Genomic DNA, 16,062 nt, shown 5'->3' with positions numbered 1-16,062 from the left:
GTTGGGGTGGGGGCCGCAGGTCGCCAGGCGCGCGCCGAAGCTTGCGCTACTCCAGCACGTGATCGACCCGCAGCACCGGATACAGGTCCAGGCGCTCATCCCAGGACGGGTGCCGTCGGTGGAAGAACTGCAGCCGCGCCGAAGGGTCGCTGGCGAAGGCTTCGTCTTCGCGCAGTCGCCGCTCGAACTCCAGCTTCAGCTCCGGGTCCGCCGCCAGCATCTCGCGCGCCACCGCCTCGGCCACGTAGGCTTCCATGTATTCCTTGCTTTCGAAGGCGTTGTTGAACACGCCCCACTGCAGCAGGGAATCCGGCGCCCGCGGCTCGAGCAGCGCCATCACCAGGCGCGCCTTGGGCTGCGCGATCGGCACGAACAGCGCGCCGCCGCCCACCGCACGCGACTCCGGCTGCCACTCGCCCTCGATCGTCAGCCGCTGGCGCCCTTCCAGGGGCTGCCCGGCAAAGCGCTTGGCGTCGGCCCGGAACACCTGCACGTCCAGCGCCTCGCACGGGCTGGAGTCCGGGCGGCAGTCGACGCGGCGATGGCGGACGCCGTGCTGGTCGAGCTTCGCGGCGACGATGTCGGCGAAGCCCGCCGGCACGAGGTAGCCGCCACGCGGGGCTTCGACGACCGTGTGCGGCACGACCACGTCACGCAGCGGCACCTGCCACACCCGTGGCGTGGTCGTGTCATAGCGGGTCATCGGCGCCCCGGACACCTCCGACGGCGTACGCGTGTAGGCATAGCCGCGGAAATCGATGATGCGGCTGTCCGTGGTTGCCAGGTATTCCAGCGCGACCGGCTGGCCGGACAGATCACGCGCATCGGCCGCCTGCGCCACCGCCATCCATTCGCGGCCGTGCCGCGCCACCTGCTCCAGCACCGAGACGATGGTGTTGCGGGTGATGCGCACGCGCACCGGGTACTGCTTCCAGGAGTGTGTCTCGACCAGCATCGCCAGCCGGTTGCGCAGCAGGAAGTAGCCGGTGGAAAAGCGCGGCGGCGAAACGCCATCCTCGAACCCCGAAGCCGGGTCCTGGTAATCCTCGAACGAGGGATAGAACGGCAGCGGCAGCGAGCCCTGCGCGGCCAGGTCGGCGATGGTGCGTTCGCGTAGGGCGAGGCCAGCCTGGCGCAGCGCCTCGTCGCCGGCGTGCAGCGGTTCGACCTGGATCGAGACGTCGTGTTCGAACTGCGCGCCGTTGGTGGCGTGCAGGTCGATGTAGGCGATCGGGTCCCAGGCCTCGACCAGCCGCAGCATCGCCTGCATCTCCGGCGAGTCGGCCTTGGCGTAGTCGCGGTTGAGGTTGAGGTTCTGCGCCGTGGTGCGCCAGCCCATTTCCTCGGGGCCGCTCTGGTTGGGGCGGTTCCAGGCGCCGAAGCGCTCGTGGCCATCGACGTTGAACACCGGCACGAACAGCCAGACCAGTTGCTCCAGCGCGCCCGGCGCGGCCTCGCCGGCCAGCGCCTCGCGCAGGGCCAGGAAACCGGCGTCCTTGCCGTCGATCTCGCCGGCGTGGATGCCGCCCTGGATCAGCACCACCGGCAGGCCGCGTGCGCGTGCGGCCTCGGGCGTCAGCGCGCCGCTGCGCGAGACAGCCAGCACTTTCATCGGCCGGCCTTCGGGGCTGGTGCCGAAATCGATGCAGCGCACCGCCTCGGGATGGCGCTGCTCGAAGGCCGCGCACAGCGCCACGGTTTCGTCGTAGCGGCCGGTCTTCACGAATCCGCTGCGCTCGGCCACGGTGGCCAGGGGCGGCTGTGCTGCGGCGGGCAGGGCGGTAGCCAGGACGGCGAGGAGGGCGGCGAGGATGGGCTGCTTCATCTTGGCTCGTGCGGAGGACGGTGCGGCGATGATGCCAGCGCGTCGCGCCGGGGCCATGTGTCAATGGTACGGACCGCATGGGCGGCTGGGCCCGGGATCGGCTAGCCTGCGGGACTTTCTCCCCGGAACACCCGCATGAGCACAAGCGCCACGCCGGTTCCCCCGGCCCAGGGCCGGATGCCCGGCCAGATCAAATACATCATCGGCAACGAAGCCTGCGAGCGCTTCAGCTTCTACGGGATGCGCAACATCCTGGTGCCGTTCCTGATCAGTTCGGTACTGCTGCAGTACCTGCCCGCGGGCAGCGAGCGCGAGGCGATGGCGAAGGAGGTCTTCCACACCTTCGTGATCGGCGTGTACTTCTTCCCGCTGCTGGGCGGCTGGCTGTCGGACCGCTTCTTCGGCAAGTACAACACCGTCCTGTGGTTCTCGCTGATCTACTGCGCCGGCCACGCCTGCCTGGCGATGTTCGAGGGCAACCGCACCGGATTTTTCACCGGCCTGTTCCTGATTGCGCTGGGATCGGGCGGCATCAAGCCGCTGGTGGTCAGTTTCTGCGGCGACCAGTTCGACCAGACCAACAAGGACAAGGCCAAGCTGGTCTTCGACGCGTTCTACTGGATCATCAACTTCGGTTCGTTCTTCGCCTCGCTGTTCGCGCCGCTGCTGCTGCGCCACTATGGTCCGGCCGTCGCCTTCGGCGTGCCGGGCGTGCTGATGTTCATCGCCACGGTGATGTTCTGGCTGGGCCGCAAGCAGTACGTCAACGTGCCACCGTCGGGCAACGACCCGCACTCGTTCCTCAACGTGATCCGCACCGCGCTGCGCGAGCGACGCGTGGGGGAGGGAAATGCTGGCGCGATCGTGGCCTGGAGCGGCGTCACGGTCGCCGCGCTGATGCTGGCGCTGTGGGCGCTTGATGCGATCGGCGCGGGTGTGCCGTGGCCGGACGCGTTCGGCTTCGTCATCACCGCCTGCCTGGCCCTGGGCGTGTTGATCGCCTTTGGCGGCTGGGGCGCGTCGCTGCAGCTCGAGCGGGCGCGTGGCCTGCATCCGGATGCCGCGGTGGACGGGGTGCGTGCCGTGCTGCGGATCCTGATCGTGTTCGCGCTGGTCACGCCGTTCTGGTCGCTGTTCGACCAGAAGGCCTCGACCTGGATCATCCAGGGCAACGCCATGGTGATCCCGCACGACCAGTGGTGGTGGCCGAGCCGGCTGATCCTGGAACCGGCGCAGATGCAGGCGCTCAACCCGCTGCTGGTGATGCTGCTGATCCCGTTCAACAACATCGTGCTGTACCCGCTGCTGCGGCGGATGGGATTCGTGGTGACCGCGCTGCGGCGGATGGGCTGGGGCATCGCGATCTCGGGCGTGTCGTGGATCGTGGCCGGCGTGCTGCAGCTGTGGATCGACAGCGGCGCCGAGGTCTCGCTGGCCTGGCAATCGCTGCCCTACCTGCTGCTGACCTTCGGCGAGGTGCTGGTCTCGGCGACCGCGCTCGAGTTCGCCTACAGCCAGGCGCCGCACGCGATGAAGGGCGTGATCATGGCGTTCTGGTATCTCACCAGCACCTTCGGCAGCCTGTGGGTGCTGCTGACCAACGCCGGCGTGCGCAACGACGGCTTCAAGGCGCTGATCGTGCAGACCGGCATGAGCGAACCGGCGTTCCTGATGTTCTTCTTCGCCGCATTCGCCTTCGTCGCGGCCGCCGCGTTCGCGCTGTATGCGCGGCGCTACCCGATGCAGGACAATTACCGCATCGCCAGCTGACGTCGCAGGAACCTTCGCATGTCCATCGTCACCTTCATCCTGATCGGCGTGACCGTGCTGGTCTCCTGGCAGGCGTTCAACAACCGCGTCCTGCTGGACCGCCTGATCCTGTGGCCGCCGGCGATCGACCGCCACCGCCAGTACGACCGCCTGGTCACCCACGGCTTCATCCACGCCGACAGCCAGCACCTGCTGTTCAACATGATCACGCTGTTCTTCTTCGGGCGCGCGATCGAGCCGGTGTTCGTGGACCGCATCGGACACCTGGGCTTCGCCGCGTTCTACCTGTCGGCCATCGTGATGGCGATCATGCCGACCTACTTCCGCCACCAGAAGGACGCGAACTATCGCAGCCTTGGCGCGTCGGGGGCCGTCTCTGCGGTGCTTTTCAGCTTCATCCTGTTCGCGCCGTGGAGCCTGATCTTCGTGTTCTTCATCCCGGTGCCGGCAATCGTGTACGCGGCGCTGTACATCGGCTACTCGATCTGGATGGACCGGCGCGGCGGCGACAACGTCAACCACAGCGCGCACCTGTGGGGCGCGGCCTACGGGATCCTGTTCACGGTGCTGATGGAGCCACGCGTGGCCAGCACGTTCCTGGCCCGGCTGCTCAGTCCAACGCTGGGCGGATGATCGGATGCGGCGCGCCGGCATGCCCGGCGCGGCAGGTTGCCGGCGGCGCGGTCAGACGGCGCTGGTCTGCACGTGGTGGTGTTCGATGTCGGTGTCGGTGACCCGGTAGGTCTGCTCGAGGCCGCCGTAGATCAGCGAGTCGAGCTGCGAGAATTCCAGGTTGTCGACGTCACCATTGCGAACCAGATCGAACAGGCGGTTGACCGCCTCATGCCGCGTGCTGCTGTCGATCATGGTGTTCCCCTTGCAAAATGGTGTCCGTTCCCTGCTTGGAAGCACGTTGCGTGCCAAAGTGAACCGTGATCGCCGTCAAGATACTGGCTGACGCTGGAGGTCAGCACCTGGCTGGTCGCGCGCATACTGACTCGAAGCGCAGCCGCCTGCGGCCGTGCGGCTGCATCTGATCGGGAGGACGCGATGGGTATCGAACACTTGGAGGGACGTGGCTTCAGTGTGGAGACGGATGGCCATCGCAGCGTCGTGGACTACACGCTGGAAGGCGACCGCATGCGGATCACGCACACCCTGGTCCCGGACGCCCTGCGCGGACGCGGCATCGCCGGACAACTGGTACGTGCCGCGTTCGAGCATGCGCGTTCGGAAGGGTGGCAGGTCGTAACCCAGTGCGAGTACGCGGCGTCCTGGGTCGAACGGCACCCGGAGTACGCCGACCTCGTTGTCGGGGACTGAGCCGGCGCGCGAATGCGGTGGCCGTAGTGCAGGCCGGGGGCCGTTGCGGGCCTTCCGGAGCACTGCGCCGTCCCGGACCTGGACGCATCCAGGTCGCGACGGATGGCCCGCGCAGCACGCGATCTGCGAGACTGCGCGTCCTCCCACGACCCGTGCGACCCATGCGGCTCAACCGTTACATCAGCGACACCGGCCATTGTTCCCGGCGCGAGGCCGACCGCCTGATCGGCGAAGGCCGCGTCACCGTGAACGGCCAGCGCGCCGGCATCGGCGCCGAGGTGGGCGAGGGCGACGCCGTGCTGCTGGACGGCCAGCCGCTGAAACAGCGTGCCGCCGCACGCGGCCGCCGCCACGTCTACATCGCGCTCAACAAGCCGGTCGGCATCACCTGCACCACGGAGTCGGCGGTGAAGGACAACATCGTGGACTTCGTGGATCACGAGCAGCGGATCTTCCCGATCGGGCGCCTGGACAAGGATTCCGAGGGGCTGATCCTGCTGACCAGCAACGGCGATATCGTCAACGCCATCCTCCGCGCCGAGAACGGGCTGGAGAAGGAATACCTGGTGGCGGTGAACCACGCGGTCACGCCCGAGTTCCTGCGTGGAATGAGCCGCGGAGTGCCCATCCACGGCCAGACCACGCTGCCGTGCAAGACCGCCAAGCTGGGGCGCTTCGGGTTCCGGATCGTGCTGACGCAGGGGTTGAACCGGCAAATTCGCCTGATGACGGCGCATTTCGGCTTGCGAGTCAAACAGTTGCAGCGCGTTCGCATCGGTAGCGTCAGGCTTGCCCACCTCAAACCGGGGCAGTGGCGCAATCTCACCGATGCCGAGCTGGCAGGCCTGCTGCCGGGCCGCGAGGACTGGTAACCGGTTGACAAATCGGGATTTACACTTTCCGCAAAAGTTTGGTATCTTTCGCGAACTGTTCAAGGCCGGGATCACGGTACATCGTGACTCCGATGCGGTAGATCACAAGAGTCACGAGCCGTCCCCCCCGGCGGTTGCTCCAGGCGATCCGCTCCATCGTTCGCGTTACCCCTTGCTCGATACAGTCCAGGCATCCCTGACAGGGCCCGGTATCCATCCACTGTCCAGTTTCAAGGAGTAGCAGCATGTCCGAACGTCAGACCGGTACCGTCAAGTGGTTCAACGACGCCAAGGGCTTCGGCTTCATCACGCCGGAAAGCGGCCAGGACCTCTTCGTCCATTTCCGTTCGATCCAGGGCACCGGCTTCAAGTCGCTGCAGGAAGGCCAGCAGGTCACCTTCAAGGTTGTGCAGGGCCAGAAGGGCCTGCAGGCTGACGAAGTACAGCCGGTCTAAGCGACACGTCGCTCAGGCAATGCCAGAAAGCCCCGGGTGGAGACACCCGGGGCTTTTTCGTGGTTCTTCTCCCATTCGAGGGAGAAGGATGGACACGGTTGCTGGAAGTCCCGCGCGTGCTTCGGATTGGTCGCCAGGGCACGGCTCACTGCGACTGCTGCCGTGATGCTTCGATGGCCAGCTTTTTCGAAGCCACGCCAGTGACTGGACGATAGTCGTTCCGGGGCGGGGGTTGCGGAAAGCAGCGCATGGATGCGCTGCGGCGGCGAGTCAGCCATGGATGGCTGACCGAGCCGGGGAGCAACCCCCGCCCCGGGACGATCCCGACCGAAGGAGGGTGTTGCATGCTCGTGCGGCCGCGCCCGCCAAGCATCCGGCCCTATCGTCCCATGCCTGCTCGGACAACCTTGACCGCCCCTGCACGCGCGCGGAGTTACAAAAGCGTTGGCGTGCATGTTCATGCCGCCATCCCAGCAGGGGGACTCATGAAGCGGTTACTGGTAACGATCCTCGTCGTGTGCGCGCTGGCGGGTTGCCGCCCTGAAGCGCCGACCCAGCCGGGTGCATCCGCCGTGCCCGGCACGCAGGCGCCGATGCCGCAGGAAGAACCAGCGGCGCCCGTGGTGCTCGAGGATGTGGTGGAAACCGATCCGCGCTACATCATCGGCATCACCTGGCCCGACGGCGTGGATCGCTATCCCAAGCTGGCCGTGCTGCTCAAGGACTACGCGGATGCGGCACGCGCCGAGGTGATGCAGGCGGTCGAGGGACTCGGGCCGGACGCAACCGCGATGTACGACCTGGCGCTGGAGTTCAGGGTGATCGCCGACACGCCGCAGGTGTTCGCCGTGGCCGCCGACGGCGGCAGCTATACCGGCGGCGCGCACGGCACGCCGCTCATCGCGCGTTTCGTCTGGCTGCCGCAGGAGGACCGCCTGCTCACGCCGGCCGACCTGGTCGCCGATGCGAGTGCGTGGCGGGAGGTGTCCTCGTACGTGCGTGAACAGTTGCACGCGGCGCTGTCGCAGCGCGTGGACGCCGACGAGCTTGAGCCGGGCGAGCGCGCGCGCGTGATGCGCTCGGCCGGCCGCATGATCGAGGAGGGCACGGCACCCGAACCGGACAACTTCGCACAGTTCGAACCCGTGATGGGCGCCGACGGCAGCGTGGTCGCCCTGCGTTTCGTGTTCCCGCCCTACCAGGTGGGGCCGTACTCGGATGGCGTGCAGACCGTTGAAGTGCCTGCCGCGGTGCTGCTGCCGCATGTGGCGTCGGCGTACCAGCCGCTGTTTTCGAGATCGGTCGCCGCAAACTAGATCCGCCGGCAGACTTCAGCGGGTGCACTCGCCAGAGGGCGCCGAAGCATGGTCAAGGTGGATTTCGCGCGCGGCGTGCGCGGGTGATATCGCGCCACAGCAGACTCAATGCCTGCTCGCTTCTGGATACGGCAGCAGCGCTGCGCGCCGAACGTACGCGGCGAGAAGAAGGCGGCGGAGAAGCGTCATCGCAGGGTCGCCTGCAGGGATGTGGCGATGTCCGCGTCGATGCGCAGGGTGGCGAGGGAATCGGCGCGGGTGCGGCCCTGGTTGAGGATCGCGATCGGCAGGCCGATCGCGGCCGCCATGCGTGCGAAGCGGAAGCCCGACCAGACCATCAACGAGGATCCTGCCACGAGCAGTGCGTCGGATTCGTGCAGGCCCTGCTGCGCATCGGCCACGCGCTGGCGCGGGACGCTTTCGCCGAAGAACACCACGTCGGGTTTGAGCAAGCCGCTGCACTGTATGCAGTACGGCGGGGTGAAGCCGTCGACGGCGCTGTCGTCGATGTCGGCGTCGCCGTCCGGTGCGGTGCGGGCAAGGCGGGACTGCCAGCCGGGATTGGCGGATTGGATATCGGACTGGATGCGTTCGCGTGGACTGCGTGCGCCGCAGCCCAGGCAGACGACGTCGTCGAGGCGGCCATGCAGGTCGATCACGCGCTGGCTGCCGGCGCGCTGGTGCAGGCCATCGACGTTCTGGGTGAGCAGCGTTCGCACCTGTCCGCGCTGTTCAAGCGCCGCCAGTGCGGCATGGGCGGCGTTGGGACGGGCCGACAGGAAGCGCGGCCAGCCGACGCTGCTGCGCGCCCAGTAGCGGCGGTAGGTGGCCTCGCTGCCGGTCAGGGCCTGGAAGGTGATTGGCGGCGTGCGCTTCCACTCGCCGTCGCGGTCGCGGTAGTCGGGGATGCCTGATTGCGTGCTGCAACCGGCACCCGTGAGCACGAAGATGCGGCGATGGCGCGCAATCCATTCGCGCAGGGCTTCGGCTGATCCGGCGCGCGGCGCAGCTTCGGGGATCGCGGACATATCGCGATCCTAACCGGAGCATTGCGCCTGCAGAACGAAAAACGCCGCCGGATGACCGGCGGCGTTTCCTGTGCTGCGATGGCGCGGATCAGTTCGCCGTCGGTGCCGCATCCAGGCCACGCTTCTTCAGCAGCGGCTCGATCCTGGGCTCGTGACCGGTGAAGTCGACGAACAGCTGCTTGGCATCCTTGGCGCCACCGCGCGAGAGCAGTGTCGAGCGCAGGCGGTCGCCGTTCTCGCGCTTCAGGCCGCCGTTGGCCTTGATCCACTCGACCGTGTTGGCGTCCAGCACTTCCGACCAGATGTAGGCGTAGTAGGCCGCCGCATAGCCGCCCATGATGTGGCTGAAGTAGGGCGTGCGATAGCGCGGCGGCACCGGTGCGTAGTCCAGTCCGACCGACTTCAGCGCAGCCGCTTCGGTCGCTACGATCTCGCCGGCCGCCGGCAGCTTGTCCTGCGGCAACTGGTGCAGGTACTGGTCGAGCATGGCCGCGCCGAGGTATTCGGTGGTGGCGAACCCTTCGTTGAAGGTGGCCGAGGCCATCTTCTTGTCCAGCAGTTCCTTCGGCAGCGGCTCGCCGGTCTCATGGTGCTTGGCGTAGTTGGCCAGGATCGACGGCCAATCGGCCCACATCTCGTTGACCTGCGAAGGGAACTCGACGAAGTCGCGCGGCACGTTCATGAAGAAGTACGGGTACTTCACGTCCGAGAACATGCCGTGCAGCGCGTGCCCGAACTCGTGGAACATGGTGGTGACTTCATCCCAGGTCAGCAGGGTCGGCTCGCCCGCCTGCGGCTTGGGGATGTTCTGGTGGTTGGCGACCACCGGCAGCGTGCCTTCGAGTTCGGACTCGCCGACGTAGGAGTTCATCCACGCGCCACCGCGCTTGGACGGACGCGCATAGGGATCGAAGATGAAGATCGACAGCGGCTTGCCGTCCTTGTCGAAGACATCGTAGGTGAGGGTGTCGGCGTGGTACTTCGGCAGGTCGCTGCGTTCCTTGAACGTGATGCCGTACAGCTCGGTCGCGGCGAAGAACACGCCGTTCTCGAGCACGTTCTTCATCTCGAAGTAGGGCTTGAGCTGGTTGTCGTCGAAGGCGTACTTGTCCTTGCGCACCTTCTCCGTGTAGTAGGCCCAGTCCCAGGGCTCGAGCTTGAAGCTGGCTTCGCCCTTGGCGGCCTGCTCACGGTCGATCATCGCCTGCAGGTCGGCGCCCTCGCGGCGCGCGTTGGCCACCGCGGCGGGTGCTAGGCGGCCGAGCATCTCGTTCACCGCTTCGACGGTGGCCGCGGTCTCGTCGGCCAGCACGAACTCGGCCGGCGTGTCGTAGCCCAGCAGCTTGGCGCGCTCGCTGCGCAGCTTGAGCACCTCGGCGACGATGCCGGTGTTGTCCCACTGGTTGCCGCGGCTGCCGCGGACCACCGAGGCCTTGTGGATGCGCTCGCGCAAGCTCCGGTTGTCCAGCTGCGGCAGCAGCGGCTGGCCGGTGGTGTTGAGCAGGGTCAGCAGGTACTTGCCGTCCTGGCCCTTGGCCTTCGCGGCCGCGGCGGCTGCGACGATCTGCCCCTCGCTGAGCCCGGCCAGTTCGGACGCGTCGTCCACCAGCACCGCCGAGTCGTTGACCTCGTCGAGCACGTTGTTGGAGAACTGCGTGCCGAGCGCGGCCATGCGCGAGTTGATCTCCTTCAGGCGCACCTTGTCGGCCTCGGAGAGCTTGGCGCCGGAGCGGACGAAGCTGTCGTAATACTCATCGACCAGGCGCACGCCCTCGGCGTCGAGGCCAAGCTCGTTGCGCTGGTTGTAGACGGCCTGCACCCGCTCGAACAGCTGCGGGTTGAGCATGACCGCGTCGCGGTGCGCGGCGAACTTCGGCGCGTACTCGTTGTTGATCTGCTTGCGCGTGTCGTTGGTGTCGGTGCCGTTGAGGTTGCCGAAGATGCGGCGCGCGTTGTCCAGCAGCTGGCCGGACTTCTCCAGCGCCAGGATCGTGTTCTCGAAGGTCGGCGCCGTCTTCACGGTGGCGATCTGCTGGATCTCTTCCAGGTTGCGCGCCATGCCCGCGTCAAAGGCCGGCGCGAAGTGTTCGTCCTTGAGCTTGTCGAACTGCGGGTAGCGCAGCGGCAGCGGGCTTTGCACGAACAGGGGATTGGCCGCCTGCGCCTCGGGGCTGGCGGCAGCGGTCGCGTTCACGGGGCCGTCGGCGGTGGTCTGGGCGGTGGCCCCGGTGGACACGGCGGCGGTCAGCGCGATGGCCAGGGCGGCAGCGAGCGGGTGCTTCATGGGCAATCCTCGTGAAACTGGAAAACCCAAGGGTAGCCGATGGCGGCTGACCAGGCCCCTGACAAACGGCACATGGCCGGGTTGCGCGGAGGGGGCAGGTCCAGCGCTACACTCCCTCGACGGCGGGGATCTCTTCACACGGCCGCGGCGCGGCATCGGGGGTTGCATGAAGTGCGACAGGTTCCTGTTCCTGCTGCTGGCCCTGGGCCTGGCGGGTACCGCCGGGGCGGCCGAGACGCTGCGCTACGTGGCACTGGTGGACGGCGGCAAGCAGGCCGGCCAGCAGACGGTGACCACCGGCGAGGACGGCGTGGTCCGGACCGAATTCATCTTCAAGGACAACGGCCGCGGACCCGAGCTGAAGGAAGAGTTCACCCTCAACGATGACGGCACGTTCCGCCGCTACCGTGTGGCCGGAATCTCCACGTACGGCGCACCGGTCGACGAGCAGTTCGAACTGCTCGATGGCGTCGCGCGCTGGAAATCGACCTCCGACCAGGGCGAGCAACGCGTCGCCGACGGCGCGCAGTACTCGCCGCTGGGCGGGACGCCTGCGGTGGCATCGGTTGCGCTCTCGGCGCTTGCCGCTCGCGGGGACGGGCGCCTGCCGTTGATCCCCAGCGGCACCCTGAGCGTGCGCAAGGTGACCGAAGCGCAGGTGCGCAGGGGCGACGAAGCCCGCACGGTGCAGCTGGTGGCGATTACCGGCATCGGCTTCACCCCGACCTTCGCCTGGGCCACCGACGAGGCGCGGCCGCGCCTGTTCGCCTACATCTTCCCGGGCTTCATGCAGATGATCGAGGCCGGCTGGGAAGGCAATGCCGACGCGCTCGAAACGGCGCAGAAGGCCGCGGAAGCCGAGGCGCTGGTGTCGCTGCAGCAGCGCCTGGCGCACCCGCTTGCCGGCAGCACCCTGATCCGCAACGCGCGCGTGTTCGACAGCGAGCAGGCGCGGCTGGGCGTGGCGTCGGACGTGCGGCTGGCCGATGGACGGATCGTATCGGTGCTGGCGGCCGGCGCGGATGTCGCCGCGGCCGACCACGTCATCGATGCGGGCGGGCGCGTGCTGCTGCCTGGGCTGTTCGACATGCACACCCACGTCGACCGCTGGGGCGGCGGCCTGCAGCTGGCCGCGGGCGTCACCTCGGTGCGCGACATGGGCAACGACAACGCCACCCTGCAGCAGGTGATGGCCGAAGAGCGCGCCGGCACGCTGCTGATGCCGCGCATCGTCGCCGCCGGCTTCCTCGAGGGCGAGAGCAAGCAGTCCGCGCGCAACGGGTTCGTGGTCGGGGGCCTCGATGGGGCGAAGAAGGCAATCGACTGGTATGCGGCCAATGGCTACCCGCAGCTGAAGATCTACAACTCGTTCCCGAAGGGAATCCTGCCGGCGACCGTTGCCTACGCGCACGAAAAGGGGCTGCGCGTGAGTGGCCATGTGCCGGTGTTCCTGCGCGCGCAGGACGCGGTCGATGCAGGCTTCGACGAGTTGAACCACATCAACCAGGTGGTGCTGAACTTCCTGGTCAAGCCCGACACCGACACGCGCACGCTCGAGCGCTTCTACCTGCCCGCGCGCGAGGCCATCGACCTGGACCTCGACTCCGATGCGGTGCAGGACTTCATCGGCACGCTCGCAGCGAAGCAGATCGTGCTCGACCCGACGCTTGCGACGTTCGAGTTCCTGCACCAGCGCAACGGCGAGATCACGCCGATCTTCGCCGGCATCGAGGACCACCTGCCGCCGGACGTGCAGCGTGGCCGTCGTGCCGCGGAGATGGACATTCCCGATGACGCAACCGGGGCGCGCTATCGCGAGTCGTTCCAGCGGATGGTCGAGTTCGTCGGGCGCGCGTACCGTGCCGGCGTACCGCTGGTGGCCGGCACCGACGAGGTGCCTGGCTTCACCCTGCAGCACGAGCTGGCGCTGTACGTGCGCGCGGGGCTGACGCCGGCGCAAGCGCTGCAGGTGGCGACCTGGAACGGCGCGAAGTATTCCGGCGTGCTGGAGCAGCTGGGCAGCATCGCGCCCGGGAAGCAGGCCGACCTGGTGCTGGTTGACGGTGACCCGACCACCGACATCGCCGACATCCGCAAGGTGGTCACCGTGATCAAGGGCCAGACCGTCTACTACCCGGCGGAAATCCTCACCGAGCTGGGCATCCGCCCGTTTGCCGAACCCCTGCGCGTGCAGGCCGCGGATGGCGCGCGATGACTACCGCGCACGGGTTTTCCGCGACGGGCATCGATGGCGACGAGGTGGCGCTGGCCGATTACGCCGGCAAGGTGCTGCTGATCGTCAACGTCGCTTCGAAATGCGGCTTCACCCCGCAGTACGCGGGGCTGCAGCAGCTGTGGCGCGACTACCGGGAACGCGGCCTGGTCGTGCTGGGCTTCCCCTGCGACCAGTTTGGCCACCAGGAGCCCGGCGACGAGGCCGCGATCCGCGCGTTCTGCACGCTCGACTACGGCGTCGACTTCCCGATGTTCGCCAAGGTCGAGGTCAACGGCGCAAGCGCGCATCCGCTGTGGGCATGGCTCAAGCGCGAGAAGGGCGGCCTGCTCGGGATCGACGCGATCAAGTGGAACTTCACCAAGTTCCTGGTCGGCCGCGACGGTCGCGTGCGCAAGCGCTATGCGCCGACCGAAACGCCCGACGCGCTGCGCGCCGACATCGAAGCGGCGCTGGCGCAAGGCTGAGCCGCGGCGCGCAAGGTCAATGGACGATGGTGACCGGCACCGGCATGCCGGCCAGCACCTTCATCGAGACCGAGCCGAGCAGGGTGCCCTTGATCGCGCCGCTGCCGCGCGAGCCCATCACGATCAGGTCGACCTTCTGCTTGGCCGCGGCATCGAGGATGCCCTCGGCGATGCCGTCCACCTTCTCGACGAAGCTCACCTGGACCTTGCTGCGGGCCAGCGCCTTTTTCGCAGGTGCGAACATGCGTTCGAAGTTCTCGGCGTGCAGGGTGCGCGCGGCTTCGGCGCCGATCCTGCGCTCCACGCCCGGGAACAGGGTGTCGTCGACCGCAACCACCACCACCTTGCCGGGCTTGGCCAACGACTTGGCCAGGCCCAGGGCGTGTTTCAGGGCGCGCGTGCTTGTGTCGCTACCGTCGACCGGTACCAGGATCTTCATTTGCGGGGTTCTCCGAATGTTGGTGTGATTCTACCCGTCCCTCCGGCGTCGGATGCGCTACCCCCGAACGGGCCAGCGGGCAGCGCGCCGTCCGTGGTGCCGACCTGGATATGTCCGGGCCGCGCATGGCTTTGCGTTGGCTCCGCCATGGCAATCGACCCCACCGCAAAAAAGCTGGCCTGCGCACTGATGCTCACACTGTCGCTCGCAACAGGGGCGGCGCACGCGGCGCCGGAGGAAGGTGCGCGCATCCGGCTCGCCGTCGTCGGCGACTCCGACAGCCATTCCTACCACGATCGCCTGCGTTTCAGCGGGAACGACGGCGCCCGTGGCGGCGCTCACCACGCCACCACCTGGCAGTGGACCGAGGCCCTGCAGCGCCTGCGCAGCGGCTGGATCGACCAGGGCGAATGGGCGCACCACGGCAGTCCCGGCACCATCGCACGGGCCGCCGGATGGGTGGGCCTGTCGGCGCGTGCGCCGGAAAAGGAGGACTTCCGCTACAACTTCGCGGTTTCCGGCGCCCGTTGCGAGAGCCTGATGGGAGGCGAACGACAGGTGCCACAACTGGTCGGCCTGATGGACGAGGAACCGGACGCGTGGCGTAGCGGAGTGGTGGTGATCCGTATCGGCGTCAACAGTTTCGGACAGAGCGACAGCCTCGAACGGCTCGCCACCAACCCGGACGATCCGGAGCTTTCGGGCACGATCACCCGCTGCATCTCGGCCATGCGCGAGGCCGTGCATCACGTGCACCACAGCCATCCGCATACCCGCGTGGTGCTGGTCGGCATCTTCGACAACAGCAACATCGGCGACGCCGCGCTCGCCCCGCGTGCGCCTGCCGCGCTGCGCAACATCGCCACCGCGTTGGACCGCTATGACGACGCGTTGCGGGCAATGGCGGTGCGCGATTCCCGCATCGCGTTCTTCGACGACCGCGCCTGGTTCGCAGCGCTGTGGGGGTCGCGCGGCCCGGAAGGACGGCCGCGTTATCGTGACGTCAACATCGGCGGGCGCATGCGCGTCAGCAATACGCAGGGCGATGCGCCTTCGCATGCGGTGTTGGCCGATGGCCACGCCGGCAGCGCATGGAACGCACTGTGGGCCCGGGCCCTGGTCGATCTGATCGACCGCCACTTTGGCGCGCGCATCCCGGCGGTGGACGAGGCCGAGCTGCTGGCGCTGCTGCAACCCGGCCGGCATCGCGACCGGCGCGGGTGACGCGCTATTTTTCGACGAAGGCGCGCTCGAACACATAGTCGCCAGGCGTGCCGATGCGCGGCGCAGCGGCGAAGCCGCGCCGGTCGAGCAGGGCGCGGAAGTCGGCCAGCATCTGCGTGCTGCCACAGATCATGGCGCGGTCCTTCGCCGGATCGAGTGGGTCGAGGCCGAGGTCGGCGGCCATGCGGCCGCTGTCGAGCAGGTCGGTCAGGCGGCCGCGCTGGTCGCGGCCCTGCCATTCGAAGGCCTCGCGGCTCACCGCCGGGTAGTACAGCAGCTGGCGCGCGATCTGCTCGCCCAGCAACTCATGCCGCGGCAGCTCGTTGACGATGTAGTCGCGGTAGGCGAGGTCGCCCGCGCTGCGCACGCCGTGGGCGACGATCACGCGCTCGAAGCGCTCGTAGGTCTCCGGATCCTTGATCACCGGCATCCACGGTGCCAGGCCTGTGCCGGTGCCCAGCAGGTAGAGGTTGCGGCCGGGATGCAGGTCGCTGATCAGGAGGGTGCCGGTCGGCTTGCGACCGATCAGCACTTCGTCGCCGGGCTGGATGTGCTGCAGGCGCGATGTCAGCGGGCCGTTGGCCACCTTGATGCTGAAGAACTCCAGCTGCTCCTCCCAGTTCGCGCTCGCGATCGAGTACGCGCGCAGCAGCGGCTTGCCCGCGACCTGCAGCCCGATCATCACGAACTGGCCGTTCTCGAAGCGGAAACCGTCGTCGCGGGTGGTGGTGAAACTGAAGTAGCTGTCCGTCCAGTGGCGGACGTCCAGCACCGTCTCGGTGCCGAAAGCGGAGGACATGGGAAAGGGGGTCGGAAGAGTCAGCCA

At 67.7% G+C, this 16,062-nt stretch carries 15 protein-coding genes; 9 read left to right on the top strand and 6 right to left on the bottom strand.

Going from position 1 to position 16,062, the window contains the following annotated elements; all coding sequences use genetic code 11:
• Positions 1 to 46: 46 nt before the first annotated feature.
• Positions 47 to 1,825 carry a M14 family metallopeptidase gene (locus ACW5DW_RS15435; RefSeq protein WP_457020090.1) on the bottom strand — a complete coding sequence of 593 codons (1,779 nt, stop codon included), beginning with the start codon at positions 1,823 to 1,825 and terminating at the stop codon, positions 47 to 49.
• A 135-nt stretch (positions 1,826 to 1,960) separates the two neighbouring features.
• On the opposite strand from ACW5DW_RS15435, the gene ACW5DW_RS15430 reads away from it, so the two are divergent.
• Both ACW5DW_RS15430 and ACW5DW_RS15425 read left to right on the top strand, forming a co-directional pair.
• A complete protein-coding gene (locus ACW5DW_RS15430) occupies positions 1,961 to 3,595 on the top strand; it encodes a POT-type proton-dependent oligopeptide transporter (protein ID WP_457020088.1) in 1,635 nt (544 codons plus the stop codon).
• 24 nt (positions 3,596 to 3,619) lie between these two features.
• Positions 3,620 to 4,228, top strand: a complete 609-nt coding sequence (locus tag ACW5DW_RS15425) for a rhomboid family intramembrane serine protease (protein ID WP_457020108.1) — start codon at positions 3,620 to 3,622, stop codon at positions 4,226 to 4,228.
• A 51-nt stretch (positions 4,229 to 4,279) separates the two neighbouring features.
• Here the strand turns inward: ACW5DW_RS15425 and ACW5DW_RS15420 are convergent, their stop codons facing one another.
• Positions 4,280 to 4,462: a hypothetical protein gene (locus ACW5DW_RS15420; protein ID WP_457020087.1), complete on the bottom strand. Its 183-nt coding sequence runs from the start codon at positions 4,460 to 4,462 to the stop codon at positions 4,280 to 4,282.
• 183 nt (positions 4,463 to 4,645) lie between these two features.
• Here ACW5DW_RS15420 and ACW5DW_RS15415 point away from each other — a divergent pair, with 183 nt between their 5' ends.
• From ACW5DW_RS15415 to ACW5DW_RS15400, 4 genes are all read left to right on the top strand, one after another.
• A complete protein-coding gene (locus ACW5DW_RS15415; RefSeq protein WP_457020086.1) occupies positions 4,646 to 4,918 on the top strand; it encodes a GNAT family N-acetyltransferase in 273 nt (90 codons plus the stop codon).
• 161 nt (positions 4,919 to 5,079) lie between these two features.
• Positions 5,080 to 5,790, top strand: a complete 711-nt coding sequence (locus tag ACW5DW_RS15410) for a pseudouridine synthase (protein WP_457020107.1) — start codon at positions 5,080 to 5,082, stop codon at positions 5,788 to 5,790.
• A 245-nt stretch (positions 5,791 to 6,035) separates the two neighbouring features.
• Complete coding sequence (locus ACW5DW_RS15405) at positions 6,036 to 6,245, top strand: cold-shock protein (protein WP_457020085.1); 210 nt, start codon at positions 6,036 to 6,038, stop codon at positions 6,243 to 6,245.
• A 485-nt stretch (positions 6,246 to 6,730) separates the two neighbouring features.
• A complete protein-coding gene (locus tag ACW5DW_RS15400) occupies positions 6,731 to 7,561 on the top strand; it encodes a hypothetical protein (protein ID WP_457020083.1) in 831 nt (276 codons plus the stop codon).
• A gap of 185 nt (positions 7,562 to 7,746) precedes the next feature.
• Here the strand turns inward: ACW5DW_RS15400 and ACW5DW_RS15395 are convergent, their stop codons facing one another.
• Together ACW5DW_RS15395 and ACW5DW_RS15390 are read right to left on the bottom strand one after the other, a co-directional pair.
• Complete coding sequence (locus ACW5DW_RS15395; protein WP_457020081.1) at positions 7,747 to 8,589, bottom strand: NAD-dependent protein deacetylase; 843 nt, start codon at positions 8,587 to 8,589, stop codon at positions 7,747 to 7,749.
• Between the two features lie 88 nt (positions 8,590 to 8,677).
• On the bottom strand, positions 8,678 to 10,873 hold the full coding sequence (locus ACW5DW_RS15390; RefSeq protein ID WP_457020080.1) for a M3 family metallopeptidase: 2,196 nt from the start codon (positions 10,871 to 10,873) through the stop codon (positions 8,678 to 8,680).
• 166 nt (positions 10,874 to 11,039) lie between these two features.
• On the opposite strand from ACW5DW_RS15390, the gene ACW5DW_RS15385 reads away from it, so the two are divergent.
• Positions 11,040 to 13,088 carry an amidohydrolase family protein gene (locus tag ACW5DW_RS15385; RefSeq protein WP_457020079.1) on the top strand — a complete coding sequence of 683 codons (2,049 nt, stop codon included), beginning with the start codon at positions 11,040 to 11,042 and terminating at the stop codon, positions 13,086 to 13,088.
• Positions 13,085 to 13,573 (top strand): glutathione peroxidase, encoded by a 489-nt coding sequence (locus tag ACW5DW_RS15380; protein WP_457020078.1) that lies wholly within the window; start codon positions 13,085 to 13,087, stop codon positions 13,571 to 13,573. The genes ACW5DW_RS15385 and ACW5DW_RS15380 overlap by 4 nt, the downstream gene beginning before the upstream one ends.
• 16 nt (positions 13,574 to 13,589) lie before the next feature.
• Here ACW5DW_RS15380 and ACW5DW_RS15375 read toward each other — a convergent pair whose 3' ends face one another.
• Positions 13,590 to 14,012, bottom strand: coding sequence for a universal stress protein (locus tag ACW5DW_RS15375; RefSeq protein ID WP_457020077.1), 423 nt, complete (start codon positions 14,010 to 14,012; stop codon positions 13,590 to 13,592).
• Between the two features lie 147 nt (positions 14,013 to 14,159).
• On the opposite strand from ACW5DW_RS15375, the gene ACW5DW_RS15370 reads away from it, so the two are divergent.
• The gene (locus ACW5DW_RS15370; protein ID WP_457020075.1) at positions 14,160 to 15,236 is read left to right on the top strand and encodes a hypothetical protein; all 1,077 of its coding nucleotides are present in this window, start codon (positions 14,160 to 14,162) and stop codon (positions 15,234 to 15,236) included.
• A 4-nt stretch (positions 15,237 to 15,240) separates the two neighbouring features.
• Here the strand turns inward: ACW5DW_RS15370 and ACW5DW_RS15365 are convergent, their stop codons facing one another.
• Positions 15,241 to 16,035, bottom strand: coding sequence for a ferredoxin--NADP reductase (locus ACW5DW_RS15365; RefSeq protein ID WP_457020074.1), 795 nt, complete (start codon positions 16,033 to 16,035; stop codon positions 15,241 to 15,243).
• Positions 16,036 to 16,062: the final 27 nt, after the last annotated feature.

The organism is Luteimonas sp. A482, from assembly GCF_054072655.1.
This window is presented reverse-complemented; position numbering and strand designations above follow the sequence as displayed.

Coding starts and splice junctions, on each gene's coding strand:
- ACW5DW_RS15435 (WP_457020090.1), bottom strand. CDS start 1,825: ATGAAGCAGCCCATCCTCGCCGCCCTCCTCGCCGTCCTGGCTACCGCC.
- ACW5DW_RS15430 (WP_457020088.1), top strand. CDS start 1,961: ATGAGCACAAGCGCCACGCCGGTTCCCCCGGCCCAGGGCCGGATGCCC.
- ACW5DW_RS15420 (WP_457020087.1), bottom strand. CDS start 4,462: ATGATCGACAGCAGCACGCGGCATGAGGCGGTCAACCGCCTGTTCGAT.
- ACW5DW_RS15415 (WP_457020086.1), top strand. CDS start 4,646: ATGGGTATCGAACACTTGGAGGGACGTGGCTTCAGTGTGGAGACGGAT.
- ACW5DW_RS15410 (WP_457020107.1), top strand. CDS start 5,080: ATGCGGCTCAACCGTTACATCAGCGACACCGGCCATTGTTCCCGGCGC.
- ACW5DW_RS15405 (WP_457020085.1), top strand. CDS start 6,036: ATGTCCGAACGTCAGACCGGTACCGTCAAGTGGTTCAACGACGCCAAG.
- ACW5DW_RS15400 (WP_457020083.1), top strand. CDS start 6,731: ATGAAGCGGTTACTGGTAACGATCCTCGTCGTGTGCGCGCTGGCGGGT.
- ACW5DW_RS15395 (WP_457020081.1), bottom strand. CDS start 8,589: ATGTCCGCGATCCCCGAAGCTGCGCCGCGCGCCGGATCAGCCGAAGCC.
- ACW5DW_RS15390 (WP_457020080.1), bottom strand. CDS start 10,873: ATGAAGCACCCGCTCGCTGCCGCCCTGGCCATCGCGCTGACCGCCGCC.
- ACW5DW_RS15385 (WP_457020079.1), top strand. CDS start 11,040: ATGAAGTGCGACAGGTTCCTGTTCCTGCTGCTGGCCCTGGGCCTGGCG.
- ACW5DW_RS15380 (WP_457020078.1), top strand. CDS start 13,085: ATGACTACCGCGCACGGGTTTTCCGCGACGGGCATCGATGGCGACGAG.
- ACW5DW_RS15375 (WP_457020077.1), bottom strand. CDS start 14,012: ATGAAGATCCTGGTACCGGTCGACGGTAGCGACACAAGCACGCGCGCC.
- ACW5DW_RS15370 (WP_457020075.1), top strand. CDS start 14,160: ATGGCAATCGACCCCACCGCAAAAAAGCTGGCCTGCGCACTGATGCTC.
- ACW5DW_RS15365 (WP_457020074.1), bottom strand. CDS start 16,035: ATGTCCTCCGCTTTCGGCACCGAGACGGTGCTGGACGTCCGCCACTGG.